Annotated in this window: 22 protein-coding genes and 1 riboswitch; of the genes, 6 read left to right on the forward strand and 16 right to left on the reverse strand. The window is 65.1% G+C overall.

Going from position 1 to position 25,128, the window contains the following annotated elements:
* Positions 1-109: 109 nt before the first annotated feature.
* The 12 genes from dnaG to QRN51_RS10240 all read right to left on the reverse strand — a co-directional run bounded on the left by dnaG (position 110) and on the right by QRN51_RS10240 (position 15,046).
* Positions 110-2,071 (reverse strand): DNA primase, encoded by a 1,962-nt coding sequence (gene dnaG / locus QRN51_RS10185; RefSeq protein ID WP_284989738.1) that lies wholly within the window; start codon positions 2,069-2,071, stop codon positions 110-112.
* A gap of 61 nt (positions 2,072-2,132) precedes the next feature.
* The gene (locus QRN51_RS10190) at positions 2,133-3,443 is read right to left on the reverse strand and encodes a deoxyguanosinetriphosphate triphosphohydrolase (protein ID WP_370872192.1); all 1,311 of its coding nucleotides are present in this window, start codon (positions 3,441-3,443) and stop codon (positions 2,133-2,135) included.
* Between the two features lie 113 nt (positions 3,444-3,556).
* A complete protein-coding gene (dusB, locus tag QRN51_RS10195; RefSeq protein ID WP_284989739.1) occupies positions 3,557-4,738 on the reverse strand; it encodes a tRNA dihydrouridine synthase DusB in 1,182 nt (393 codons plus the stop codon).
* 58 nt (positions 4,739-4,796) lie between these two features.
* On the reverse strand, positions 4,797-5,408 hold the full coding sequence (locus QRN51_RS10200) for a response regulator transcription factor (protein ID WP_234750748.1): 612 nt from the start codon (positions 5,406-5,408) through the stop codon (positions 4,797-4,799).
* Entirely contained in the window at positions 5,405-6,562 is a 1,158-nt protein-coding gene (locus QRN51_RS10205) for a sensor histidine kinase (RefSeq protein WP_284989740.1), read from the reverse strand. The genes QRN51_RS10200 and QRN51_RS10205 overlap by 4 nt, the downstream gene beginning before the upstream one ends.
* A 22-nt stretch (positions 6,563-6,584) precedes the next feature.
* Positions 6,585-7,361, reverse strand: a complete 777-nt coding sequence (locus QRN51_RS10210) for an ABC transporter permease (protein ID WP_059387865.1) — start codon at positions 7,359-7,361, stop codon at positions 6,585-6,587.
* Positions 7,358-8,296 carry an ABC transporter ATP-binding protein gene (locus QRN51_RS10215; protein WP_284989741.1) on the reverse strand — a complete coding sequence of 313 codons (939 nt, stop codon included), beginning with the start codon at positions 8,294-8,296 and terminating at the stop codon, positions 7,358-7,360. Before QRN51_RS10215 ends, QRN51_RS10210 begins: the two co-directional genes overlap by 4 nt.
* Before the next feature lie 104 nt (positions 8,297-8,400).
* Positions 8,401-9,834, reverse strand: coding sequence for a YibE/F family protein (locus tag QRN51_RS10220; protein WP_284989742.1), 1,434 nt, complete (start codon positions 9,832-9,834; stop codon positions 8,401-8,403).
* A 138-nt stretch (positions 9,835-9,972) separates the two neighbouring features.
* Positions 9,973-11,346, reverse strand: coding sequence for an FAD-binding oxidoreductase (locus QRN51_RS10225; RefSeq protein ID WP_284989743.1), 1,374 nt, complete (start codon positions 11,344-11,346; stop codon positions 9,973-9,975).
* 202 nt (positions 11,347-11,548) lie between these two features.
* Entirely contained in the window at positions 11,549-12,523 is a 975-nt protein-coding gene (locus tag QRN51_RS10230) for a GNAT family N-acetyltransferase (protein WP_284989744.1), read from the reverse strand.
* A gap of 2 nt (positions 12,524-12,525) precedes the next feature.
* Positions 12,526-13,911: a glycine--tRNA ligase gene (locus QRN51_RS10235; RefSeq protein ID WP_059387867.1), complete on the reverse strand. Its 1,386-nt coding sequence runs from the start codon at positions 13,909-13,911 to the stop codon at positions 12,526-12,528.
* Positions 13,912-13,993: 82 nt separating this feature from the next.
* Positions 13,994-15,046 carry a DMT family transporter gene (locus QRN51_RS10240; RefSeq protein ID WP_284989745.1) on the reverse strand — a complete coding sequence of 351 codons (1,053 nt, stop codon included), beginning with the start codon at positions 15,044-15,046 and terminating at the stop codon, positions 13,994-13,996.
* A 33-nt stretch (positions 15,047-15,079) separates the two neighbouring features.
* On the opposite strand from QRN51_RS10240, the gene QRN51_RS10245 reads away from it, so the two are divergent.
* Positions 15,080-15,310 (forward strand): RNA-binding S4 domain-containing protein, encoded by a 231-nt coding sequence (locus QRN51_RS10245; RefSeq protein ID WP_059387868.1) that lies wholly within the window; start codon positions 15,080-15,082, stop codon positions 15,308-15,310.
* Between the two features lie 65 nt (positions 15,311-15,375).
* Here QRN51_RS10245 and QRN51_RS10250 read toward each other — a convergent pair whose 3' ends face one another.
* A complete protein-coding gene (locus QRN51_RS10250; RefSeq protein WP_059387869.1) occupies positions 15,376-16,023 on the reverse strand; it encodes an alpha/beta hydrolase in 648 nt (215 codons plus the stop codon).
* A gap of 69 nt (positions 16,024-16,092) precedes the next feature.
* Between QRN51_RS10250 and QRN51_RS10255 the strand changes: the two genes are divergently transcribed.
* Positions 16,093-16,935 carry an SGNH/GDSL hydrolase family protein gene (locus tag QRN51_RS10255; RefSeq protein ID WP_284989746.1) on the forward strand — a complete coding sequence of 281 codons (843 nt, stop codon included), beginning with the start codon at positions 16,093-16,095 and terminating at the stop codon, positions 16,933-16,935.
* 65 nt (positions 16,936-17,000) lie between these two features.
* Positions 17,001-17,393: a hypothetical protein gene (locus tag QRN51_RS10260; RefSeq protein WP_284989747.1), complete on the forward strand. Its 393-nt coding sequence runs from the start codon at positions 17,001-17,003 to the stop codon at positions 17,391-17,393.
* 1 nt (position 17,394) lies between these two features.
* On the opposite strand, the gene metX is transcribed toward QRN51_RS10260, so the two are convergent.
* The gene (metX, locus tag QRN51_RS10265; protein WP_284989748.1) at positions 17,395-18,516 is read right to left on the reverse strand and encodes a homoserine O-acetyltransferase MetX; all 1,122 of its coding nucleotides are present in this window, start codon (positions 18,514-18,516) and stop codon (positions 17,395-17,397) included.
* Between the two features lie 13 nt (positions 18,517-18,529).
* Positions 18,530-18,645, reverse strand: a riboswitch (SAM riboswitch).
* Positions 18,646-18,860: 215 nt separating this feature from the next.
* On the opposite strand from metX, the gene QRN51_RS10270 reads away from it, so the two are divergent.
* Positions 18,861-21,218, forward strand: a complete 2,358-nt coding sequence (locus QRN51_RS10270; protein WP_284989749.1) for a S8 family peptidase — start codon at positions 18,861-18,863, stop codon at positions 21,216-21,218.
* 60 nt (positions 21,219-21,278) lie between these two features.
* On the opposite strand, the gene QRN51_RS10275 is transcribed toward QRN51_RS10270, so the two are convergent.
* Positions 21,279-22,595: a bifunctional o-acetylhomoserine/o-acetylserine sulfhydrylase gene (locus QRN51_RS10275; protein WP_284989750.1), complete on the reverse strand. Its 1,317-nt coding sequence runs from the start codon at positions 22,593-22,595 to the stop codon at positions 21,279-21,281.
* A 246-nt stretch (positions 22,596-22,841) separates the two neighbouring features.
* Here QRN51_RS10275 and QRN51_RS10280 point away from each other — a divergent pair, with 246 nt between their 5' ends.
* Positions 22,842-23,480 (forward strand): VOC family protein, encoded by a 639-nt coding sequence (locus QRN51_RS10280; RefSeq protein ID WP_028266517.1) that lies wholly within the window; start codon positions 22,842-22,844, stop codon positions 23,478-23,480.
* Positions 23,481-23,580: 100 nt separating this feature from the next.
* Here the strand turns inward: QRN51_RS10280 and QRN51_RS10285 are convergent, their stop codons facing one another.
* Positions 23,581-24,345 carry a CPBP family intramembrane glutamic endopeptidase gene (locus QRN51_RS10285; protein WP_284989751.1) on the reverse strand — a complete coding sequence of 255 codons (765 nt, stop codon included), beginning with the start codon at positions 24,343-24,345 and terminating at the stop codon, positions 23,581-23,583.
* Positions 24,346-24,445: 100 nt separating this feature from the next.
* Here QRN51_RS10285 and QRN51_RS10290 point away from each other — a divergent pair, with 100 nt between their 5' ends.
* A complete protein-coding gene (locus QRN51_RS10290; protein WP_059387874.1) occupies positions 24,446-25,126 on the forward strand; it encodes a histidine phosphatase family protein in 681 nt (226 codons plus the stop codon).
* The last annotated feature ends 2 nt before the right edge of the window (positions 25,127-25,128 follow it).

Here is a 25,128-nt window from a genome sequence, read left to right on the forward strand (position 1 = left end):
ACCCTTCGATTAACAGTCGAATGCTCTGCCAATTGAGCTACGGAGGAATGAAGCGTGTACAAGCCTAACAAAGGGCTGCCGGGAAACGAAATCGGCGCCAGGGCGGCCCTCAGCTGTCCATGCGGAGCGCGCGGCGCTGCATTTCCAGCTGCATGAGTTCCCGGTTGAGGCGCTGGAACTCCTCAGGCTGGGCCGAGGCGTCCAGACGCTGCAATTGGCCCATCTTGTCCGCCTTGACCCTGGTGATCTGCAGCTCGAAAAGCCGGGCCAAAATGTCGCGGCAATAGCGCTGAAGCGCTTCGGGCGTGCTGGCCGGCAGTGGGACGACGGCAAGCTCGGAGACCAGGCCTTGGAGCGGTTCCGGAACCTCCTGGCGAATCCCTTCCACCCAGGCCACAGGGTCTCCCGCGTGTGCCAGCCCGGCGGCCCGGATGGCGGTGTGCACGGCTGAGTAGGCCGGAGTGACGAAATGGGACGCTTCAAACCGTTCCCATGCTCCGCCGCTAAGCGCAGCTTCGCCACCGAGTACGGCCGGGTTCTGGATGACCACTTCGAGGGCCTGCCGTTCCATGGCGGCAATGGGATCCCGCGGGTCCGGGCGCATGAACGCGATGGGAGCGTTCGACGGCGGTGCTGCCGCCGGCTGGCCGGACTGGCCCGGCGCTGCGCCTTGCCCGTGCCCCGGGGTTCCTGGAGTGCCTGCAGATCCCGCAGTTCCTGTATTGCCCGCCGCGCCGGAGGCAGCGCGTTTGGCGGCCAAGCCCACGGCCCGGCTGACTTCCTCGATGGGCATGCCGAGCCAGCCTGCCAGCTCGCGGACATAGGCGGGACGGATACCGGAATCACGAATCTGCGCCACGACGGGGGCCGATTCCCTCAGGGCGGCGACCCGGCCTTCCACGGTGTCCAGGTTGTGGCGTTTGAGTGAGGCCCGGATGGCGAATTCAAAGAGGGGCCGGCGGGTGCCGATCAGGTCCCGGACAGCCGCGTCGCCCTTGAGCTGGCGAAGATCACAGGGGTCCGCTCCGCTCGGTTCCACGGCCACGTACGTCTGCGCGACGAATCGCTGGTCTTCTTCAAAGGCGCGCAATGCGGCCTTCTGCCCGGCGGCGTCGCCGTCGAAGGTGAAGATGACCTCTCCCCCGGTGCCGTCGTCGGACAGCAAGCGGCGGGCGATCTTGATGTGGTCCGTACCGAAGGCCGTACCGCACGTGGCCACAGCGGTACCGACGCCGGCAAGGTGGCAGGCCATGACGTCCGTGTACCCCTCCACCACCACCAGTTGCCGGTCCTTGGCGATGTTCCGCTTGGCGAGGTCGATGCCGTAGAGGACTTGGGACTTCTTGTAGAGCACGGTCTCCGGAGTGTTCAGGTACTTCGGTCCTTGGTCGTCCTCGTAGAGCTTGCGGGCGCCGAAGCCGATGGTGTCGCCGGCGATGTCCCGGATGGGCCAGATGAGCCGGCCCCGGAAGCGGTCGTAAATGCCCCGGTTGCCTTCGGAAAACATCCCCGTCAGCTTCAGCTCGGCATCCGTGAACCCGCGTCCGCGCAGGTGCTTCAGCAGCGAGTCCCAACCCTGGGGCGCGTAGCCGACGCCGAACTGTTCGGCCGCGGTCCGATCGAAGCCGCGGCCGTGGAGGAAGTTGCGGCCCTCTGCGGCACCTGCGGTGAGCAGTTGGGCACGGAAGAACTCGTCGGCGATTTTGTGGGCATCCAGCAGCCGTTGGCGCTTGCCGACCTCTTCGCGGTTGGGACCTGTGCCGCCGTCTTCATAGCGGAGCTCGTAGCCGATCCGGGCTGCGAGCTTTTCCACGGCTTCGTGGAAGGAGCTGTGGTCCATTTTCTGGACGAAGGAGATGGCATCGCCGTCTTCGCCGCAGCCGAAGCAATGGTACCGGCCCACTTGCGGACGGACGGTGAACGACGGCGAGCGCTCGTCGTGGAAGGGACACAGGCCTTTGAAGGTCCCCAGGCCGGCGCCCTTGAGGGTGACGTAGCCGTCCACTACTTCCTTGATATCGGTGCGCTGGCGTACTTCGTCGATATCTTCACGTTTGATCAGGCCAGCCACGTCACCATCCTAGTCGCTCCGCCCGGTCAGCCGTGGGCCGCCGTCGGGGGCCGCCGTCGGGCTACCAGAGCGAGGGGAGGCTGCCCACGAGGCGTTCGTACATCGCCAGCGCCGAAGCGTCCGTCAGGGACGCCACCTGGTCGATGACAACGCGAAGCCGGGCGCCGTCGTCGGGGGCGTCCCGCCAGTCCGCGGCGAACATCGGTTCCAGATGCCGGTCTCCGCTCGCGTTGAGCACGCCGACGAGGGCGTGCAGGACTTCGCGCTGGCGCTCATAAACGGGCTGCCGATGGTCGGTGGAGATCACGAACGTCGTGGCAAGGCCCTTCATGGCCGCGATCTCGGTGACGGTTTCCTCGGGGACCATGAGTTCCGCAGCGTACCGGGTGAGGTGGTCCGGGCCGAAGTGCGCCCTCGTGGTCTCCAAGGCACTCTGGCAGAACCGGCCGATCAACTGGCTGGTCATGTCCTTCAGCGCGGCCATCGACTTGCGGCTGCCGTCGGCTTCGCGGACCCACACGCTCGTGGCTTCGAGGCGGGCCAGTGCGGCGTCGATTTCAGCGGGATCGTTGTGGGGCAGGTACCACTGCTTGGTGTAGCCCACCACGCGGGCCCGGTGGTCGGGATTGTCCAGCCACTTCAGCTGGAAATGGCCGGCAACAATGGCGTCCTCGACGTCGTGGACGGAGTACGAAATATCGTCGGCCAGGTCCATCACCTGGGCCTCGATGCAGGAACGGTTCCCCGGCGCTCCGTCACGAAGCCAGGCAAACACGGGCAGATCGTCCTCGTAAGCGCCGAATTTGCTGCTCCGCTGTCCGTGGATGACGGGGGCATCGACAGCGGACCACGGATACTTGGACGCGGCGTCAAGGCTGGCCCGGGTCAGGTTCAGGCCCGCGGGCCGGCCGTCGGGGGCAAGGACCTTGGGTTCAAGCCGGGTCAGCAGGCGCAGGGTCTGGGCGTTGCCTTCGAAGCCACCGATTCCATGGGCGACCTCGTTGAGCGCCGATTCCCCGTTGTGCCCGAAAGGCGGATGGCCAAGATCGTGGCTCAGGCACGCCGTGTCCACAACATCCGGATCGCAACCGAGAGCGCGGCCCAATTCGCGGCCCACCTGGGCCACTTCAAGGCTGTGCGTCAACCGGGTGCGCACGAAGTCATCGGTATCCGGGGCCACCACTTGGGTCTTGGCCCCGAGCCGCCGGAGGGCTGACGAATGCAGCACCCGTGCCCGGTCCCTCTCGAAGTCCGAGCGGTAGGTATTCTTGCGGGGTTCCTGGACCCAGCGTGCCGAGTCGGCCTCCACGTAGCCTGGAATGCCCGTTGCGTTTTCGGCCGGGCGTGCTGCAGACATCGCTTCAGTTCCCATGGGTATCTGCCTCCTCCGCTTGCCGTGCACCGGCGTCTCTTCAGCCCGTGCCTATGCAGCCAGTTTTCCACGACTCGGGCTGTGCGCGTGCACGCGCCGGTCCGGGCCGCGCTTTAGCCGCCTGAGACGTCGAGTTCGGCTGCGGCGATATCGCGCGTCTGGTCCGCGTCCATCTGCCGGCTGAGAAGCCAATCCTTGGGCAACGCCGGCTTTTTGGGGGAACCTGCGCGTCCGCGCGGGCCTTCCGAATCGATGCCTGGGTACGGCAGGTCCATGTCCAGCTGGTCCAGCAGCTCGCGCAGGACCTCGAGCGTCGGCACCGTGGCCAGTTTGGCACGCAGCTCCCCTCCCACCACGTAGCCCTTGAAGTACCAGGCCATGTGCTTGCGGATCTCACGCAGCGCCTTGTACTCGTCGTTGCCGAAGGTTTCGATCATGAGCTCGGCGTGGCGGTAGACGCCCTCGGCTACTTCGCGCAGGCCCGGACGGTGGCGCTGGTCGCTTCCTTCAAACGCGGCTTGGAGGTCGCCGAAGAGCCACGGGCGACCTTGGCAACCGCGGCCAACTACGACGCCGTCGATCCCGGTTTCGCGCACCATGCGGACTGCGTCTTCGGCGGACCAGATATCCCCGTTGCCCAGGACGGGAATGTCCGGGAGGGCTTCGCGCAGGCGTGCGATGGCGGACCAGTCGGCCTGGCCGGAGTAGAACTGCGCGGCTGTGCGGCCGTGGAGCGCGACGGCGGCAACGCCCGAATCGCGGGCGATCCGGCCGGCGTCGAGGTACGTGAGGTGGTCCTCGTCAATGCCCTTGCGCATCTTGATGGTCAGCGGGATGTCGCCCTTGGAGGCTTCCTTGACAGCCGTCTGGACGATCGAGGTGAAAAGGTCGATCTTCCAGGGGAGGGCGGATCCGCCGCCGCGCCGGGTGACCTTGGGCACGGGGCAGCCGAAGTTGAGGTCGATGTGGTCCGCCCGGTCTTCTTCGACGAGCATGCGCACTGCCTGGCCAACGGTGACGGGGTCCACGCCGTACAACTGCACGGAACGGACTTTTTCATCGTCGTCATGGGAGATGATGCGCAACGATTCCGGGGTGCGCTCCACTAAGGCACGGGAGGTCACCATCTCCGCCACGTACAGGCCGCCGCCGTATTCACGGCACAGCCGACGGAAGGCCGAGTTGGTGATTCCGGCCATCGGGGCGAGGATCACGGGGGTGTCCACCGTGATCCGGCCGAGCTGCAGCGGGGGCAGTTCGAGCTTGGGCGAAGGGGGCGTTGCTACTACAGTCACCCGTCCATTGTCTCAAAGCGGGGCAAATCGACGGGACGGTCGAATACGTGCCTGGCCGCTAGAGCAGCCAGCCGTTGTCTTCGGCGATCCGCACGGCCTCGGCACGTGTACGGCCGCCGGTCTTGGCCATCGCGGCGGACAGGTAGTTCCGCACCGTCCCTTCGGAAAGCATCGCCGACTTCGCGATGTCGGCTACCGTTCCGCCGTCGGACGCTGCCTTCAGCACCTCCCCCTCGCGTTCGGTCAAAGGGCTGTCTCCCGCGGTCAACGATTCCGCGGCAAGCACCGGGTCCACCACCCTGAGACCTTGGTGTACGCGGCGTACCGCTTCGGCCAATTGCCGGGCGGGCGTGTCCTTGACGACGAATCCGGAAGCGCCGGCCTGCATGGCGCGCTTGAGGTAGCCTGGCCGCCCGAACGTGGTCACCATGAGGACCCGGCAGGACGGCGCGGCCCGCCGCACGGCCGCTGCCGCGCTGATCCCGTCCAAGCCCGGCATCTCGACGTCGAGCATTGCCACGTCGGCGGAGTGCTCGACGACGGCGGCCGCCACCCCTGTCCCGTCGCCCAGTTCGGCGACCACCTCGATGTCCGGCTCCAGCCCCAGCAACGCGGCCAATGCTCCGCGCACGAGCGCCTGGTCGTCTGCGATCACCAATCGGATACTCATACCTCCACCGCCAATCTGAACCCTCCCAGGTCGCTCGGGCCAATGCTGACCGTTCCCCCGGCGGCACCCACGCGTTCGCGGATCCCGGCCAGTCCATTCCCGGAGCGGCCCCCGGAGGCCGGACCGACGCCGTCGTCCTCGACTAGAACGCTCGACGCCGTCAACCGGACGCGGCAGCGCGCGGCGCCGGAGTGCCGCACAACGTTGGTGACGCCTTCGCGCAGCACCCAGCCGAAGAGCTCCCGGTGACGCGCCGGAACCTGTTCGACGGTTCCCGGCAATTCGGCGTCGATCCCTGCCGATTCCAGGGCCGTCCGGGCGACTGCGAGTTCCGCCAGGACGTTGACGCCGCGGTAACCGGCCACCGTGGCGCGGACGTCGGCGAGCGCGCCACGGGCCAAGTCCTGCACCGCGGAGATCTCGGCGGCGGCCCGGTCGCGGGCCGGGTACTCGCCGGGGACGGTGTCCAGCATCCTGCCGGCCAATTCGGCCTTCACGGCGATGACCGTCAGGGAATGCCCCAGGATGTCGTGCATGTCCCGGGCCACGCGGCTGCGCTCCGCCGCCACGGCTGCATCGGCCAGTTCAGTCTGCGCTTCCCGGAGCCGTGCGGTCTGCCTGATCAGCCGCGCGAAGGCGGACATCATGAGGCCGAGGGACACGATGATCCCGGCCTGGAGCAAGGCCTGCTCCCCGTTGCCCGTCACCAACTGGGTGGTGAAGGAAGCGAGGGCCAATCCGACGATGAGGAAGAAATCCGCGCGCGGCGGAAGAGACGTCATGGCGATGGCGCAGGCCAGGAACGTCCAGGTCCACAAGGCTTCCCGTCCGATGATGAAGATCATCAGCCCGTTCAGCGCCAGCAGGATGAAGACGGACACGATCCCCGCCCGGACGCCCAGGCGCCAACTGATCTGTGGCAGGAAGACGTAGGCGGCGAAGAACACAATCAGGGACGCCGACGCCGCCGTTTTCCAGGCCAGCGGCTCGTCCACGGACCACACGATGTTCCACGTCGGCCAGGCCCAGAGCAGGATGGAAAGTCCCGCGCCGATGAACCAGCCCCGCGGCCCAGGACCGCGGAACATGGCACCGCGGAACATGTTGCCGACGAGCATGTCCCTGAAGGAGGTTCGGCCTTGGCTGCTGGTCATGGTGCCCACCCTAGCGGCCTGTTCAGACACGTTTCGTGTCGCGGCGGAACGCCATCGCAGCCCCGGCCACGAAGATCGCGAGCCAGATAAGGACGTTGACGATCCACGCCCAGTCGAACTCGCCGGTGATGGGACTCCGGGCCAATTGCCCGATCCCGTACGCGGGCGTGAACTTGGCGATGTTCCCGAAGGTCTCCCCCATGATCTCGATCGGCATGAACAGTCCACCGAGCATGGCAAGGATGGCCAGGGCCGGGCCGAGGATCTGCATGACGTTCTGGCTCGGCATAAGGTATCCGACGAACAAACCGAGGGCCGCGAAGACCAGCGAGCCCAGCCAAGCCACCAACCCCGCGGTCAGCCAGGTCTGGGCATCCATGGTGACACCGGCAAGGGCGCCGATGACGAACTGGGCCACGACGGCGACAAGGGACAGCGTGAGGGCGGCCATGGCTTTCACCGCGATGTACGCACCGGGCAGGAGGGGCGTGAGCCGAAGCTGGCGGCTCCACCCTTGGGCACGCTCCACCGCCACTTGGCTGCCGGCGCCCGTAGCTGCGGTCATCGCGGCATAGACCGTGAGGCTGATGAGGATGTACTGGCCGTAGCTGTGCCCGTTGGGCAGGAGCTTGTCCTTGTTGGAGAGGCCGAAAATGAAGAAGAAGACGGCCGGCATGAACACCGTGAACATGATGGTCCGGCGGTTCCGGAGCATCCGCTTGATTTCGATCCACAGGAACGTGCTGTTGACCCCGCCGGAGGACGCTTTCCGTTCCTGGAGGACTGTTGCCGCGCTCATACGAGGTCTCCTTCAAAAGTGATGCTCGTGGATTCCGGCACCGCATCGTCTCCGGTGAGGGCCACGAAGGCCTCCTCGAGGTTGTTGGCCGCCACTTCCACGTCGTGGGCGCCCGTGTTGTTGAGCAGGAAACGCACGACGGCGTCCGAGTCGCCCGTGCGGACGGTGAGGCGGCCGCCGTTGTAATCCATGCTTTCGACGGGCGGCATCCCGGCCAGGAGCCCGCGCTCTGCCGCCGGAAGCGAAGCCTTGACGGTACGGCCCGAGGCAAGGTTCTTGATCTGGGCGGCGGTGCCGTCCGCCACGATGCTGCCTTGCCGGACCAGCACAATCCTGTCCGCGTAGGCGTCGGCTTCTTCGAGGTAATGGGTGGCGAAGATGACGGTCCGTCCGCGCTGGGCGTCGCTCCTGATCGCGGTCCAGAAGTCCCGTCGTCCCGCCACATCCATGCCGGTGGTGGGCTCGTCCAGGATCAGCAATCCGGGATCGGAGACGAGGGCCATGGCGAAGCGCAGCCGCTGCTGCTGGCCGCCTGAGCACTTTTCGACCTTGCGGTCGGCGATCTCCAGGATGCCCGCCCGCGCCAGGACTTCGTCCACGGGCCGGGAGGAATCGAACATGGCAGCGTTGAGCTGCACGGTCTCGCGGACGCTGATGTCCCGCAGCAAGCCGCCGGTCTGCATCACGGCTGCCACCTGGCCGCGGGCGATGGCTCCCCGGGGAGTGTGGCCGAAGATGGAGACGCTACCCTGGTCCGGGGCGCTCAATCCGAGGATCATGTCGATCGTGGTGGTCTTGCCCGCCCCGTTGGGACCGAGGAACGCCACCACCTCCCCCGGCTGCACGGTGAGGTCCAGGCCGCGTACGGCGTGGACCTTCCCGAAGCTCTTGTGCAGTCCGGCGGCTTGGACGGCCGGCACACTCGCTGTTGTCATGACTCTCCTTGGCTTTGGTTTGCTCCACTACCCATCAAAGCCGGGATCCGTGTCCGGCGCCCGGGCGTGTGTCACCAATGAAGGATGACAAATGTCATCGGAGGCTAGCGGCGCTCGGCTTCCCTGCGTGCCCGCCTGGTCATGACGACGGCGGCAAGCTCGCCAGTATCGAAGGACTCGAAGGCATCGGTGGACCCGGCGTTTTCAAGCTCGCGGACCTTCCCGTCGTCGTCGAGAGCTGGCGCCGCATCCGCCGCGACGGCAGCCGCGAGCCGCCTCGGACCGGTCGCCTTCACCACCAGCACGGCGATCAAGGTGGTCACGGGGATGGCCAGCACCAGGCCGATGGAGCCCACCAGTGTACGGATGACTTCCTCGGACAACTCGGCACTCGTGAGGGCATCGACCAGCGGACGGTCGTACAGCATGACGATGATCAGGAGGGGTAGCGCTGCGCCGGCGTAGGCAAAGGCGATGGTGTAGACCGTGGAGGCGATGTGGTCCCGGCCGATCCTCATGGCCGAGGTGAACAGCTTTCGCGCGCCAGTCTCGGGTGCGAGCTCGTAGAGTTCCCACACGGCCGCGGACTGGGTGATCGTCACGTCGTTGAGCACTCCGAGCCCGGAAATGATCAGACCGCAGAGAATGATTCCGGAGAGCGAGATCTTGTCCGACATGTTCACGAGCGTGGCGCCCTCGCTGCTCGCGATCCCGGTCAGGTTGGCCGCATCCGTGGCCCAGGCCGCCAGCAGCGCCGTAATGCCGAGGCCGAAGATCGTACCCAGCAACGCGGTGGAGGTCTTGGCCGAGAATCCGTGGGCGAAATAGAGCACCCCCATCATGATGGCGGTGGAGCCGACCAAAGCCACGAGCAGCGGCGGCTTGCCTTCCACCAGTCCCGGAAGCATGAAGCTCACCATCACCACGTAGGCTCCGGCCAGCCCGAGGAGCGCCCTGAAGCCGCGCCAGCGCGCCACCGCAATGACCACCACGGCATACAGGATCGCCAGAAGGGCCATGGGAACGGTCCGCACGAAGTCGAGGAAAACGTACGACGGCGAGCCGTTGCCTGCCGCTGCGCCCTGCACCCCGGAGAGGTTCAGGTAGCGGATGCTGTCCCCCACTTTGACGCCGTGGGACTTGGCCACGTCCGGGTTGATGACCACTTTCACCGGGCTGCCGCCGTTATCCGGTTGCGTGGACGCGAAGGTGCATTGGGACCCCTGCGGCTGTGCGCCGCTGCTTTGGTTCGTGCCGTTCGTACTCGGCGCCTGCGTACCTTGCGTGCAGCTTTCCTGGGTAACCGCCTGGATCTTGCCCGTATCGAACGTCACCCCGGGAGCGGCCGTGTAGGGGCTCGCGAACGTGATGCCCTCTTTGCTCCCCGATGGCCACATGACCACCATGGCAACGATCGTGAGTACCGCGATCGGAGCCAGCACGGCCACGAGGAGCCAGTTGGCCCGCCTGCGTGACGCGAGCGCCGTCGGGCTTGGCTCGAAATGCTCTGCGTGTCCGTGTGAATGGCCGTGACCCATTAGCTGCAAAACCTCATGCCCACAAGCCTACGTGGGGCAGCGCTGTGTCCCACCCAACTAGCTCGCAGTTGGTGTCGTTATGAGCGCTCAAAACGACACCTACTGCTAGTCAGTTGGGCTCGGTTGATACCCGAGTGCTCAGGCGGGTTTGATGTTTTGGTTGACATGGAAAAGGTTTCCTGGGTCGTACTTGCCCTTGATGGCTTGCAGCCGCTCGTAGTTGACCCCGTAGTTGTCGCTGATCCTGCTTTGGTCTTCTGCATCCATGAAGTTGATGTAGCCGCTGGCAGCCGAATGCGGACGGAGCGCCTCCGCGTAGTTGCGGGCCCAGGCAATGTTGGCTTCGTTGTCCGCGGGGTCCGGCCATTGTGCCGCGATCACCGGGGCGAACTTCATGCCGCGGTTCGCGAAGGCGGTGTCCTGGGCTCCGACCCGGGCCGCCGCGCCGTCGATCGGGTAGACATGGACGGCGGTGTTGAGGCTGGTCACCGTGGACCCGAACTCCGCATGCGCACCAATGACGCCATCGTTGAGTTCACTGATGAAGTTGGCTTTCCAGTATCCTTGCAGCCCCTTGGGATTGAGCCCGTCAAATGCCACGTTGAGTGCCGGGTACGGCATCGGGGTGATCAGGGATCCGGCTACGGGTGCGGCTTCGAGGAACGGCGCCCAGCGGGATTCGCCTTCGGCCATGTCTCCCGTCCACATCCCGACCACGACGCACACTGGCTTGCCGTGCCATTCTTCGGGAAGGAACGGCACCGGCGGGCCTTGATGGAAGCCGAGGAACGCGCCGAACTCTTCGGGAGCGGAGTCCATATAGTCCCGGTAGAACTTCGCCACCGTCTCGGTGTTCTCCGCTCCGTAGATGACAATGCCCACATGGACCATGTCCACTGGGTGCAGCTTGTACTCCAGCGAGGTCACCACACCGAAATTTCCCCCACCTCCCCGCAAGGCCCAGAAGAGATCCTCGTTCCGGGTTTCGCTCGCAGTCAGGAACTTGCCGTCCGCAGTCACGACGTCAGCGGAGATCAAGTTGTCACAGGACAGGCCGTGCTTGCGGGCAAGATAGCCGATGCCGCCACCCAGGGTCAGGCCTGCGATGCCGGTGGATCCCACAATCCCGCCAGTGGTAGCGAGTCCGAAGGCATGGGTGGCGTGGTTGAAATCTGCCCAGGTTGTTCCCGCCTCGGCACGGGCCGTACCGGTGTCGGGGTCAACACGGACCCCGGTACGGTTGACGAAATCTATGACAAGGGCATCGTCCCAGGTCCCGAAACCGGGGGCGCTGTGGCCGCCGCCGCGGATAGCCAATGGCAGGGAATTGTCCCGGGCGAAGTTCACGCTCGCGATGACGTCCGCCACTTGGGCCACCCGGACGACTCCCGCCGGACGCTTGTCGATCATCCCGTTAAAGACTGCACGGGCGGAGTCATAGTCAGGATCGCTGGGAGTGACGAGTTGCCCACGGAGCTGTTCACGGAGTCCGTCGAGGGCTGTTCCATTCATGGGTGTTACCGCCGATTCTCTTCATGAGACCGGATTCGTTCCACCCGCCGCTACCCCACCAGAGCAACGGCCGGGGCTTACGTCGTCATGCCTACACCCAGGGCAGCGGCGCCGTCAAGGGTTCACCCAACTGGCTCGCAGTTGTTGTCGTTATGAGGGCTCAAAACGACAACAACTGCGAGTCAGTTGGGCCAGCCGCAAGCTATTCGCTGACCACCAGGGTGTCCGCACCGCGGAGCTTCGCCTTGCCCTGCTCGAGCAAGGGATCGACGACGGCGCACACGGCCGTCATGGAATCGTCCACTTCAAGGAGCACGGGGTGCTGGTAAGCAATAAGCGCCAGCAGGTCGCGGACCGCCTCCCGCGCCTCGTCATCCGGCAAAAGCGGGTCGTGGCCAAGGAACACTTCCGAGGGCTCGTCCGAGCTGCCCTGGGCATAGCTGATGGCGAAGGCCTGCAGCTTGCCCTTGCGGGTGGCCGGAACGCCGGCGCCAAAGGCACTCGCCTTGGGTGCTCGTAGCACGACGGCTCCGTGGGCCCCTGTCAGATCGTCGAGGAACAGCCGCTGCACGGTGGGGATGCCCAGCTCGCCGGGGTTGTCCCAGTGGTGCACGGCTGTGTAGTACCGGCCGACGACGTCGCTCAGTTCCACCGATCCCGTGGCGAGGTCCTCCACCCGCTCGGAAGCGGCTTCTTCGGAGCCGTCACCAAACACAGGCAGCCTGAGCGGCTCGGGATCCACCACCACAAGCCGGGAACGCTGGATGGGTGCAAGCCCTGCCCACTCGGCGAAGGCGGCACCGGCCGTGCCGGGCTCCACTTTGCTGCGCAGCTTGGTGACGCCCGACGGCGACCGCCCGGCTTCGCGCCGCAGCATGGTCAGGAGCGTGGCCCCGATCCCGCTCCGGCGGTGGTCCTTGGCAACCTCGATGTAGGCCCAGAGACGTTCCGCGTGCAGGGACGCCTCGTGGACCACCCCCGCGGCCACCGGAATTCCGATGCCGTCAACGACGTCTTCCGCCACGATGCACCGGCGCCAAGGCTGGCCCTGGCCGCTGTTGCTCGACGGCGCAAGGGCGGCGCGGAATTGCTGGGCCGGCAGGGTCTCCGGCCCACCCCACATTTCCAGGAGCGCGAGGTCGTCGCCCTCACGCCATTCGCGGTACTCGATGGACACGCTTAGGCGCCGATCAGTCGTGCGGCCAGGTAGCCCTCCACCTTGTCCAGGGACACACGTTCCTGGCTCATGGTGTCGCGCTCACGAATGGTGACGGCCTGGTCATCGAGGGTGTCGAAGTCCACGGTGATGCAGAACGGGGTACCGATCTCGTCCTGGCGACGGTAGCGGCGGCCGATGGCGCCGGCGTCGTCGAAGTCGATGTTCCAGTTCTTGCGCAGCTGGGTGCCCAAGTCCTTGGCCTTCGGGGACAGGTCCTCGTTGCGGCTCAGGGGCAGCACGGCTGCCTTGACCGGCGCCAGGCGCGGGTCAAGCTTCAGGACGGTACGGACGTCGACGCCGCCCTTGGCGTTGGGTGCCTCGTCTTCCGTGTAGGCGTCCACAAGGAAGGCCATGAAGGAGCGCGTCAGGCCGGCGGCCGGTTCAATGACGTACGGCGTGTAGCGCTCGTTGGTGGCCTGGTTGAAGTAGCTGAGGTCCTGACCGGAGGCCTTCGAGTGGGTGGAGAGGTCGAAGTCGGTGCGGTTGGCGATGCCCTCAAGCTCGCCCCACTCGGAGCCCTGGAAACCGAAGCGGTACTCGATGTCCGTGGTGCCCTTGGAGTAGTGGCTGAGCTTGTCCTGCGGGTGCTCGAAGAAACGCAGGTTCTCCGGCCGGATGCCCAGATCGGTGTACCAGGACATGCGTTCTTTCATCCAGTACTGGTGCCATTCCTCATCCGTGCCCGGCTCGACGAAGAATTCCATTTCCATCTGTTCGAACTCGCGGGTGCGGAAGATGAAGTTGCCCGGCGTGATCTCGTTGCGGAAGGACTTGCCGATCTGGCCGATGCCGAACGGCGGCTTCTTGCGGGACGTGGTGAGCACGTTGCTGAAGTTGACGAAGATGCCTTGCGCGGTTTCCGGGCGCAGGTAGTGCAGGCCTTCTTCACTGGCCACGGGGCCCAGGAACGTCTTGAGCAAGCCGGAGAACTCCTGCGGTTCGGTCCACTGGCCGCGGGTGCCGCAGTTGGCGCAGGCGATGTCCTTGAGGCCGTTTTCGGCGGGACGGCCCTTCTTTTCCTCGTACTCTTCCTCGAGGTGGTCGGCGCGGTAGCGCTTGTGGCAGGAAAGGCACTCGACCAGGGGGTCGGAGAACACCTCGACGTGGCCGGAGGCTTCCCATACCTGGCGGGGCAGGATCACGGAGGAATCCAGGCCCACCACGTCTTCGCGGCCGCGGACAACGCTCTGCCACCACTGGCGCTTGATGTTCTCCTTGAGCTCGGCACCGAGGGGGCCGTAGTCCCACGCGGACCGGGAGCCACCATAGATTTCACCGGCCTGGAACACGAAGCCCCTCCGCTTGGAGAGGGAAATGACCTGGTCGAGGACGGATTTTGCTGCCATGGGTACTCCAATGTTCTACAGGGCCGCTGGGTGCGGTCCGTGGTTGTGCGCGAAGGTAATGCTGTGCAGGAAGCTGCGTGTCCTAGCCTACCGGCCTTTGGCCGCTGTCCTGCCTCCGGGACTGGCCCGAATGGCGCTTGGCGGGACGGCGGGGAGCGAGCGCGCCCTTCGGCCAAGGCAGCGTGGCGACGATGATGGCGAACAGGGTCAGCAAGGTGCCAAGGATCGTGGGGAAAGCCACCAAGGTTCCCGGAGCCGGCAGGATCAGGTCAAGCGCGAGGGATCCGAGCAGTTGCCCGGCGATCATCCCCAGCCCCGTGACCAAAACACCGAGGCTGCGGACCAACAAAGCAGCCAGGCCGATAAAGACGCACCCCATCGGGCCGCCCACGTAATACCACCACTCAGCAGGAAGGGCGTGCCCGGGACCAAGCAACGACATCTTGATGAGCCAGGCGATCCAGAGAATGACCGTTCCGGCCACGAAATTCACCAGCGTCGCGGCGATGGGGCTGCCGTAGTGCACCGTGGCAGTCCCGTTCATGGCTTGTTGGAAACTCATGAGGCAACCCGCCACGACTGGCAACAGGATCGGGAACAGCAAGGACCCGACATCGGCCGCAGCCCCGAGGCGCGGCGACACGGCCCAGGCGACGGCGGCGATCGTCAGGATGCTTCCCAAAATCCTGACCCCCGTGATCGAGCGTTTCCCGCCGGGACCGATGCCGAGCCGGTCCACGAACAGGCCGCTCACGGTCTGCCCTGTGATCACGGCTACCGTGAACAACGCGACTCCAAGAAGGCCAATGGTGAACGATTGGGCAATCACGTAGAGAGCGCCGATCCCGCCAGCCACCACATAGAACCGCGGAAAGCTGCGCTCCTTGACGGCAGGCACTATCCGGCGCAAACCAGCGCGGCCCTTCGGCAGCGCAAGGCCGATCACGGCGATCAATACCAGCCCGGTAGTGAAGCTGACGACGGCGGCCGCCACGCCGTCGTCGAGCTTTGCCCCCAGCGCACTGTTGATCCGGCCTTGGACCGGAAGCAGGGTACCGTTGGCCACCGCGAGAAGCAGGCCGGTGAGCAACGGACGGGAGGTGCTTCGGATGGCGGGACGGGACGATTGCGGCATTTTCACCAACTTACTTCAGGCATCATTGCTTGTATGAGCAACCCGGAAATCGAAGAAATCCCCATCCGCGACGACATGATCCGACTCGGCCAGCTCCTGAAGCTCGCCAACCTGGTGGAGGACGGCGTGGAAGCCACGGAACTCATCAAGAACGGCCTGGTCAAAGTCAACGGCGAGATCGACGATCGGCGCGGCCGCCAACTCCATGTCGGCGATACGGTGACCGTCAACGGACAGACGGTGCGGATCGCGGCCGCTTCCTAGGGCAACGCGGGGTCACTTACGGCCCATAACGTACTTCGGGATGGGCCGTAAGTGACCCCGCGTTGCTACGAGAGGACCTTGTGCTCCAGGAATTCGCCAACGTGGCCGATTTCCTGCTGGTTGATGCCGTGCCACATGCCTGTGTAGAGCACCTTGGTCAGATCCGTGTGCTTTCGGACCCAGTCCATGGTGTATTCGATCTTGTCCGGGGTGATAACAGGATCCTGCTGGTCCCGTCCCCAGAAGAGCGGCACGGAACCGTCCAGTTCGGCGTCGCGGAATGCGGGGTCCGCATCGGCGTCGACGGCGAAGCCTGAAAGCCCGACGACGGCGGCAAAGTCCGCCGGGCGCTGCCGCAACAGCGAGGTGGCCATGGCCATACCCATGGAAAAGCCGAGAAGCGTCACCGAGCTGTGGTTGGACTTGAAGGAGTCCAACCAGGAAAACACGTACTCCGCGGCGTCCTTGACGGCATCGAGGGAATAGTCGATGGACGCCGTGAGCGGGAACCACGTGAAGCCCGGGCCCGTCGCGATCGGCGCACGGAGCGAAGCGACGACGAAGTCCTGGGGCAACAAGCCTGCAAGGCTGAAGAGGTCCTGCTCGTTGGACCCGTAACCGTGCAACAGGACCAGCAATGGCTTGCCAGCCCGCTCCTCCTCTTCGTGGGACCACAAAACGACCGGGGCAGGAAAGGCGGAAGCTTGACTCATGGGACTATTCTTGCAGTTACCCATGAGTAACAAGCTACGGGCGCGTGGCGTTGCAGCAAGAGGCAGGATATGGACGTGAGTGACATTGATCCCACGGTGGGACCAAAGCCGGACGAAAGGATTCATCCGTGGACCCGCTACGTGGCATTGGGTGATTCCTTTACCGAAGGGATCGGCGACCCCGAGCCCAACAACCCCGGGGGACATCGCGGCTGGGCCGACCGCGTAGCCGAGGAACTGAGCCGGGGGCACCGGGATTTCGCCTACGCCAACCTGGCCATCCGCGGGCGGTTGCTCCAGCAGATCCTCGACGAACAACTTGGCCCGTGCATGGACCTCAAGCCGGACCTCGTGAGCATCTCCGCAGGCGGCAACGACCTCATCCGTCCCGGCGGCGATCCCGACGCCTTGGCCGAGAAACTCGATGCCGCAGTGCAGACCCTGAGTTCCGACGGTGCCACCGTGGTTCTCTTCAACGGTCCGGACACCGCGTCATCGGTCCTCGGCCGGATCCGCGGCAAAGTGGCCATCTACAACGAAAACCTCCGCACGGTGGCCGCCCGCCACGATGCCGTGATCGCCGATATGTGGTCCCTGCGGCAACTCTCCAACTCCCAGATGTGGGACGAAGACCGCCTGCACTTCTCGCCGCTCGGCCATCACACCGTCGCGGCGATGGTCCTCGATTCGCTCAACGTGCCGCACAACCTCGAGCCGCTGTTCCCCAAGCCACTCCCCCAGCGGAGTTGGCGCGAGGCCCGCTCGGGCGACCTCGTATGGGCACGGGAGTATTTTGTCCCGTGGGTCATCCGTCGGATCCGGCACCGCTCCTCCGGCGACGGCATCCTGCCGAAACGCCCGACGCCGGGACCCGTCTTCGGTCCTGCCGACACCATCCTGCCCCGGAGCTGAACGGGAGCCGTGTGGGTCACAGGGAGCGGGGCTAAGCTGGTGAAAGACTAGGGAGGCCCTCCACTGTGAACAATGTGATCTTCTGGATCATCGTCTGCTCCTGGCTGATTCCCATGGGGATCCGCATGTACAACCGATCGCGCCAGCGCAGGCTCCGGGACTTCCCTCCGCAGGATTACCCCGGGCAGCCCTATCCTCCGCAGCACTACCCCGTCGGATACCCGGAGCAACCCCCGGTCATCTTCCCGGCTGAGCCGCAACCCCCGGTGGGAATGCCCGCACCTCAGGCCGCTCCGCGGTCGTCGGCTACTCCGCAAGCGAACAGCGCGCCCCAGCCGGACAGCGCGCCGCAAGGCTACCGGGCACGGAAACTGGCCGAACTCGACCAGGAGTATAGCGACGGGAAAATTGCCATGGAGGACTACATGAAGCTCCGCCAGGAGATCATGAACGGCTGATTCAGCCGAAGAACGCCTCCCGCAGCTGGGGGCCGAGCTGGCCGATCTCGGTGAGGAAACCGTCGTGCCCGATGGGCGCCTCGATCACATGAACGGGGACTTCTCCGGGCAAGGCCTTGGCCAGCTCGTGCGATTGTTCCGGGAAATAGAGCCGATCCGAGTCCACCGAGGCAACGAAGAACTTCGCCGTGGCCACGGACAACGCGTCCTCCAATGAGCCCCGGCCGCGAGTGATGTCGTGGCTCATGAGCGCCTCAGTGATGGCGATGTAGCTGTTGGCGTCGAAGCGCTGGACCAGCTTGCGTCCCTGGTGGTCGAGGTAGCTCTCCACCTGGTAGCGGCCCCGGTCCCCTAAGGCCGCAGCCTGTAGGGGTGCCTCGCCGCCTTGGGCGTTCCTGCCGAAGCGGAAGTCCAGTTCATCCGCCGAACGGTAGGTGATGTGGGCGATCCGCCGGGCGAGGGCCAGCCCCGCCTCGGGCGCGGCCTGGCCATAGTAGTCGCCGCCCTTGAAGTCGGCGTCCTGCCGGATGGCGAGCGTCTGGGCCTGCGCGAACGCAATCTGTTCGGCAGTGCTGTACGCCCCGATCGAAATCACGGCACATCGCTTGACGCGGTCCGGATAGCTGACGGCCCACTCCAGTGCGCGGGCACCGCCCATGGACCCGCCCACCACGGTGTGCCAGCTGTGGATCCCCAAGGCGTCGGCGAGCCGGGCTTCGGCTACAGTGCTGTCCCGCAGGGTCACAAGCGGGAAGCGGGAGCCCCATGGCTTGCCGTCAGGAGCGCTCGACGACGGCCCGGTGCTGCCGTAGCAGCCTCCCACGATGTTGACGGAGACTACGAAGTAGCGGTCCGTGTCGATGGTGGCGCCGGGACCAACGAGTTGCTCCCACCAGCCTTCTTCGTCGCTCTCGCCACGGGCCACATGGGTGCTGCCGGTCAGTGCATGCTCCACGAGGACGGCGTTGGAAGCGTCGGCGTTGAGCCGGCCCCATGTCTCGTACGCAAGGACGACCTCAGGGAGGAAACCCCCGGCCTCCAGTTCGAGCCCTCCTACGGAAACATACTTGAGGGTTCCGTCCTGGGTACCTGAAAGGGGTATGGCTGTTGCAGCAATTGTCATTCGTCGACACCTCACATCGCGCTTGCCCGCCGCCAACACAGCGAAGGGCCAGGTCTTCACCCGGGGCACCCCGCCGCGAAAGGAGGGTTGCCGGCCAGCAAGCCGGGGCTGTCGCTGGCACTCATGACCTATGGGAAGAGTCTAGGAAAACCGGACCCCTTCTGACGAAGATTATGACAGCTTTGTGACACTTGGCCGCGTTTTGTTCACGAAGCCGGGGTTGTGGATGTCTGAAATTGAAGAGACGGGTGATGCCTGTGTGACTGGAGATAGAATTGGGCGCAGCAGTCTGCATCCTTCGGATGTCTCCGCCGCCACTGTGCGTCACAGGAAGATTGAAGCTCGTGAAAAAGCCATCCGGCGTCGTTCCAATAGCCCTGTTCTTGCTGGTATCAGGTTTCACCGTGGGAGTGCCGCTGCCGGCGCACGCCGACACGACTCCGGCAGCAGGCGAAGACAGATACATGGTCCACTACGCCGAAGGCACCGACGTTGACGGGAAGACCGCGGAGCTGCGCTCGCAGGGAGTCTCGGTGGACAAAACGTTCACGCATGCCGTGAAGGCCGCGGTCGTCACGGCGACGCCAGCGAAGGCCGCTGCGTTGGCGAAGTCGAGCCACGTGGCATCGGTCGAGCGGGACACCCCGGTACGGATTTCGGACACCCAAGCGCCGGCACCCTGGAACCTCGACCGGACCGATCAGCGCACCCTCCCTTTGTCCGGGAGCTACACCCCGCCTTCGAGCGGCGCCGGGGTTCAGGTCTACATTGTGGACAACGGGGTGCTTGGCACCCATGTGGACTTCGGCGGTCGGGTGACCGCGGGGTGGAGTGCCTTCTCGGGGCAGCCCGCCAATGCCCCCTGCACCGATCCGGCAATGCCCGACGCCGGCCACGGGACGCACGTAGCAGGCATCACAGCCGGCAGCACCTACGGCATGGCCAAGTCGGCAACCATCGTGCCGGTGCGGGTCCTTGGTTGCGACGGTACGGGATACTCCTCCGACGTCATAGCCGGCCTCGATTGGATGGTCCAGCAGCACCAGCCCGGCCAACCCGCCGTCGCCAACCTCAGCCTCTCCGGACCTGCGAACCAGAGCCTGGACGACGCTGTCCAGGGCGCGATCAATAGCGGCATTATCGTCACCTTGGCGGCCGGCAATTCCAGCACGGACGCGTGCACGCTGTCCCCCAGCCGCGTGGCTGCCGCGATCACGGTGGCCGCGAGCGACAGCTTCGACCGGCAGGCATCGTTCTCCAACTACGGTCCCTGCGTCGACCTGTACGCACCAGGAGTCCAGATCACCTCGGATTGGCAGACGTCAAATACCGCAACGGCTGTCCTGAACGGAACCTCGATGGCCTCTCCGCATGCGGCAGGAGCGGCCGCGATGCTCCTCGCCATGCATCCCTCGTGGAGCCCCGCGCAGGTCTCGGCAACGTTGACCGTCGGCGCAACAGCCGGAATAGTCCAGTCGACCGGAAACTGCATGCCTAACCGGCTGCTGTACGTCAGCCCGTCGCTCTTTTCGCCGTCGCAAGACCCGTTGGGCGGATTTGCGGCTACAACCCCCTGCAGGCAGCTTGACACGCGGGACGGGACCGGTGGCGTCAACGGGCCGGTCGCCCCCGGACAGACGATCAGCGTCAAGGTTGCTGGACGCGGCGGCCTCCCGGCGACCGGAGTTTCCGCTGTCGCAATGAACATCACGGTGGCCAACCCGACGTCGAACGGCTTCATCACCGCGTACGCCGGCGGAACAAATCGTCCGGCGACCTCGAACCTGAATTTTGCCCCAGGGCAGATCGTCCCGAATTTCGCGATCACGCCGGTGGGGTCCGATGGCACGATTTCCTTCACGAACAGCTCCAACGGCACGGTCCAGCTCATCGCCGACATCACCGGTTACTCCCTCACGCCTGGCGCGTCGCCCGCTCCCGGGACGTTCTCCGCCCAGGCCCCGTCCCGGCAGCTGGATACCCGTGACGGCACCGGCGGCGTCGGCGGACCCGTTGCCCCCGGACAGACCATCAACGTCAAAGTCACAGGCCGCGGCGGTATTCCCTCTTCCGGTGTTTCCGCCGTCGCGATGAACATCACGGTGGCCAATCCCTCGTCGTTCGGCTTCATCACCGCTTACGCAGGCGGGACTCCGCGACCGAACGCCTCGAACGTGAATTACGCGGCGGGACAGATCGTTCCGAATTTCGCCATTACGCCGGTCGCTCCCGACGGGACGATTTCATTCACGAACACCTCCGGCGGAACCGTCCAGATCATCGCCGATACCTCGGGCTATTACCTTGCGGGCACACCGTCAACCGCAGGCGCGTTTTCCGCGCAGGCCCCGTTCCGGCAATTGGATACCCGTAACGGCACCGGCGGGATCAACGGACCTGTTGCCCCCGGGCAGACCATCAACGTCAAGGTCGCGGGACAGGGTGGCATTCCAGTGTCCGGTATTTCCGCTGTCGCGATGAACATCACCGTGGCCAATCCGACGTCGTTCGGCTTCATCACCGCCTACGCCGGAGGAAGCCCGCAGCCGAGCACCTCGAACGTGAACTACGCGACGGGACAGATCATCCCGAACTTCGCCATTACGCCCGTCGCTCCGGACGGTACGATTTCCTTCACCAACAACTCCAACGGCACAGTGCAGCTCATAGCCGACACTTCCGGGTACTACATCGCGGGCTAACCGCGAGATGGGGCGCCCATCGGAGTGGGCGACCCATCACGGAACGAACCGGCGACTGGCCTAGCTGCCCTTGGCCGCCCGGAATCCTGACTCGAGGTCCGCGAGGATGTCGTCGATGTGCTCGATCCCGACGGACAGCCGCACCAGTCCCGGGCTCACGCCGGCCACGGACTGCTGTTCTGGGGTCAGCTGACTGTGAGTCGTGGACGCGGGGTGGATGACCAGGGAACGGACATCGCCGATGTTTGCCACATGGGAATGCAGCTCCAAGGCGTCCACGAAGCGCTTGCCGGCGTCGATCCCGCCCCGGATGGTGAAGGACACCACGGCTCCGGTGCCCCGGGGCCCGTACTTCCGTCCTCGTTCGAACCACGGGCTGGATGGCAGCCCCGCATACGCGACCGATTCGACATCGTCGCGCCCTTCCAGCCATTGCGCCACTTTGGTGGCGTTGTCCACGTGGCGTTCCACCCGCAGGCTGAGGGTTTCGATTCCTTGGGAGATCAGGAAAGCGTTGAACGGTGAAACTGCCGAGCCGAGGTCGCGCAAAAGCTGGACCCGGGCCTTGAGGATGTAGGAGAGGTTCGCGCCGAGGGCACCGTCCTTGCCGAGGTCGCGGGCATAGACCAGGCCGTTGTAGCTCGGGTCCGGGGTGTTGAAGTTGGGGAACCGCTCAGGGTCCTTGCCGAAATCGAAGTTGCCGGAGTCCACGATGACACCGGCAATGGCGGATCCGTGCCCGCCCAGGTATTTGGTGGCCGAATGCACCACGATGTCAGCGCCCCACTCGATGGGCCGGATCAGGTAGGGCGTGGCGAGGGTGTTGTCCACGACGAGCGGGACTCCAGCCTCGTGCGCGGCGCGGGAGACGCCTTCGATGTCCAAAACGTCCTGGCGGGGGTTGGAGACAACTTCCGCGAAGAACAGCTTGGTGTTTGGCTGCACGGCCTCGCGCCAGTGGTCGAGGTTGTCCGGGTCCTCGACGAAGGTCACCGAGATTCCGAATTTCTTCAGCGTATGCGCCAGCAGGTTGTAGGTGCCGCCGTAGAGGCTCGGGCTGGCCACCACGTGGTCACCGGCCTCGGCGACGTTGAGGATGGCGAACGTTTCCGCGGCCTGGCCGGAGCTCAGCAGGAGCGCGGCCAAGCCGCCTTCCAGGCTCGCTATGCGCTGTTCCACCGCATCCTGCGTGGGATTGCCGATCCGGGTGTAGATGGGCGCCAGCTCGGCGAGCGCAAAGCGGTTGGCAGCGCTTTCCGCGCTGGGAAACACGAACGAGGTGGTCTGGTAGATGGGGAGTGCCCGGGCTCCGGTGGCGGAGTCCGGCTCCTGACCGGCGTGGATCTGGCGCGTTTCGAATGACCATCCTTGGGACATGCGGACTCCTGGTTGTCTGGGCTCTTGCCGTGCTTCAGCTTGCCGGGCCGAAGTATTCAGCCTGCCGGTGTTCGGTTGCCGCCAGTCTAGGGATGGTGTTGCGGGCTCCGGAAGCTTTGTGACGAACACAGTAGTTTTCGGTCCCGGCACGTCCTGAAGTGACTCTGAGCTGCCTTTTCGATACATCCCACCTTGGTTAGGCTTGACTTAGCTGAGAGCTCCATCACAAAGTGCCAAGATGAAGCCATGCGCATGGATCACGTCTCTTACGCTTGTGAACGAGATGGCCTTTTGGCCACCACCGAGCGGATTTCCGCAGCATTGGGAGTGGACGCAGTCCGGGGCGGAGTGCACCCGCGCTTCGGTACCCGGAACATGATCATTCCCCTTGCTGACCACAAATACCTGGAAGTTGTCGAGGTCCTTGACCACCCGGCATCCGACAAGGCACCTTTTGGACAAGCCGTCCGTGCACGCTCCGCCGCGGGAGGTGGTTGGATGGGCTGGTGCGTCGCTGTGGACGACCTGAGCCCGTTCGAACAGCGGCTTGGACGCGCCGCCGTTCCTGGCAACCGCAAGTTCCCGGACGGCCGCGAACTCGTCTGGTCGCAAATCGGCATCCTGGGGCTCATCGCCGATCCCCAGGTTCCCTACTTGCTGCGGTGGGAGGGCGACCCTGCACTTCACCCGTCCCTCGTCTACCCGAGCGACGTCAAGATGTCCAGCCTCACCATCGCCGGCTCCGCGGAGCGTGTCACCGAGTGGCTAGGGGAACCCGTGGAGAAGCCTCTCGAGGACGTTGCAGTCCAATGGATGGCTCCGCACGGAACGCCGGGAATCATGTCGGTAACGTTCGAAACCGCCAACGGAGCCGTCACCATCTGACGGACCATCGGGCCAGGAGTGCCCGGGAAAAACTTCGGCCGCCATATGCGGGTGCCAATGACGTCACCCCGCAGTGGCGGCCGAAACCTTTTAACGCGCTTCAGCCCAGCCCGATTGCCTTGCCGAAGACGCTGAAGCCGACGAACGCCACGATGTCCAGGAGAGCATGGGCCACCACCAGCGGCATGACCCTCTTGGTCTTGGTGTAGATCCAGCCGAACACGAGGCCCATGACGGCATTGCCGATGAAGGGCCCGAAGCCTTGGTACAGGTGGTAGCTGCCGCGAAGGAGCGCGCTGAGCACAATCGCCAGCGTGGTGCTCCACCCGAACTTCCCGAACCGGTCCAGGAGGTAGCCCACCACGATGACTTCTTCGACGACGGCGTGCCGCACCGCGGAGAGGACCAGGACGGGCACTGTCCACCAGTAGGAGTCCAGGCCGCTGGGGATGATCGCCGTCGTAATCCCGAGGGCGCGGCCGGCCGCGTAGAGGCCCAGCGACGGGATCCCGATCAGCGCGGCGAGGCCCAGTCCTTGCAACGCGTCACGGCCCGGGCGGGCGAAGTTGAAGCCCAGCCGGGTGAAGCCCGAGGGACTCTCCGCGGTTTGGCGGTGCAAGGACAGGAAGTAGAACACCAACACCACCGGGACCAGGGCAAACGCGATGTCCAGCAGCTGGTAGGTGAGATCGAAGTACTCGCGCGTGCTCTGCGAGCGGTTGAGCGTGGACGTCGCATGGGCCAAAGGCCCTTGGGTCATCTTGTCCAACAACTGCACCACGGAGTACACGGCCGATTGGCCCAGGGACAGGCCAAGGACGATCAGTACTTCGGCGCGCAACCGGCGCGTTGAGGCTAGGAGCATGCTCCTATCTTGCCTTCATTTGCCTGAGGTTTCCCGTGAGCCGGGTCCACCAGTGTCCGCCTGCGCGGGCCGGGCCACTCCTGAGCCTATGCTTGGTGGGATGAGCGCGCCAGCACGAATCTTCATGATCCGGCACGGCCAGTCCGCCGCCAACGCCGACACTTCCATCTACAACCGTGTGCCCGATTACCGCATCCCGTTGACGGAGCTTGGCGTAGAGCAGGCACGGGCTGCGGGTGAGGCGCTGCGCAGGAAGCTCGACGGCGAACCCGTATGCGTTTACGTCTCTCCGTACCTTCGGGCCTACCAGACCCTTGAGGCACTGAATCTGGGCAGCCTCACGGAAAGAGTCATCGAGGAGCCCCGGCTGCGTGAACAGGACTGGGCCAACTTCCAGATCGCCGGAGACATCGGGGACCAGAAGGAGCTCCGCAACCTCTACGGGCATTTCTTCTACCGGTTCCGCGAGGGCGAATCAGGCTCCGATGTGTATGACCGGATTTCGTCCTTCATGGAAACCCTGTACCGGCATTGGGAGAAACCCGACTACGCGCCCAACACCCTGCTGGTGACCCATGGCCTCACCATGCGGCTCTTCTGCATGCGGTGGTTCCACTGGTCTGTGGAGTACTTCGAATCTCTCAACAACCCGGGCAACGCGGAGCTACGGACACTGATCCGCAACGACCAGGACAAGTACGATCTGGACACGCCGTTCAGCCAGTGGGTGCAGCGCAGCACCGATGAAACCGTGCTGAATGCTCCCCCGATGGTCTTCTGACG

The organism is Arthrobacter sp. efr-133-TYG-120 (assembly GCF_030209785.1).
GTDB lineage: Bacteria > Actinomycetota > Actinomycetes > Actinomycetales > Micrococcaceae > Arthrobacter.

Bases quoted from the DNA above. Each gene is read 5' to 3' on its own strand.
- QRN51_RS10220 (WP_284989742.1), bottom strand. From the start codon at position 9,834: ATGGGTCACGGCCATTCACACGGACACGCAGAGCATTTCGAGCCAAGC.
- QRN51_RS10245 (WP_059387868.1), top strand. From the start codon at position 15,080: ATGAGCAACCCGGAAATCGAAGAAATCCCCATCCGCGACGACATGATC.
- QRN51_RS10210 (WP_059387865.1), bottom strand. From the start codon at position 7,361: ATGAGCGCGGCAACAGTCCTCCAGGAACGGAAAGCGTCCTCCGGCGGG.
- QRN51_RS10235 (WP_059387867.1), bottom strand. From the start codon at position 13,911: ATGGCAGCAAAATCCGTCCTCGACCAGGTCATTTCCCTCTCCAAGCGG.
- QRN51_RS10285 (WP_284989751.1), bottom strand. From the start codon at position 24,345: ATGCTCCTAGCCTCAACGCGCCGGTTGCGCGCCGAAGTACTGATCGTC.
- QRN51_RS10255 (WP_284989746.1), top strand. From the start codon at position 16,093: ATGGACGTGAGTGACATTGATCCCACGGTGGGACCAAAGCCGGACGAA.
- metX (WP_284989748.1), bottom strand. From the start codon at position 18,516: ATGACAATTGCTGCAACAGCCATACCCCTTTCAGGTACCCAGGACGGA.
- QRN51_RS10280 (WP_028266517.1), top strand. From the start codon at position 22,842: ATGCGCATGGATCACGTCTCTTACGCTTGTGAACGAGATGGCCTTTTG.
- QRN51_RS10200 (WP_234750748.1), bottom strand. From the start codon at position 5,408: ATGAGTATCCGATTGGTGATCGCAGACGACCAGGCGCTCGTGCGCGGA.
- QRN51_RS10240 (WP_284989745.1), bottom strand. From the start codon at position 15,046: ATGCCGCAATCGTCCCGTCCCGCCATCCGAAGCACCTCCCGTCCGTTG.
- QRN51_RS10205 (WP_284989740.1), bottom strand. From the start codon at position 6,562: ATGACCAGCAGCCAAGGCCGAACCTCCTTCAGGGACATGCTCGTCGGC.
- QRN51_RS10290 (WP_059387874.1), top strand. From the start codon at position 24,446: ATGAGCGCGCCAGCACGAATCTTCATGATCCGGCACGGCCAGTCCGCC.
- QRN51_RS10250 (WP_059387869.1), bottom strand. From the start codon at position 16,023: ATGAGTCAAGCTTCCGCCTTTCCTGCCCCGGTCGTTTTGTGGTCCCAC.
- QRN51_RS10215 (WP_284989741.1), bottom strand. From the start codon at position 8,296: ATGACAACAGCGAGTGTGCCGGCCGTCCAAGCCGCCGGACTGCACAAG.
- QRN51_RS10190 (WP_370872192.1), bottom strand. From the start codon at position 3,443: ATGGGAACTGAAGCGATGTCTGCAGCACGCCCGGCCGAAAACGCAACG.
- QRN51_RS10275 (WP_284989750.1), bottom strand. From the start codon at position 22,595: ATGTCCCAAGGATGGTCATTCGAAACGCGCCAGATCCACGCCGGTCAG.
- QRN51_RS10225 (WP_284989743.1), bottom strand. From the start codon at position 11,346: ATGAATGGAACAGCCCTCGACGGACTCCGTGAACAGCTCCGTGGGCAA.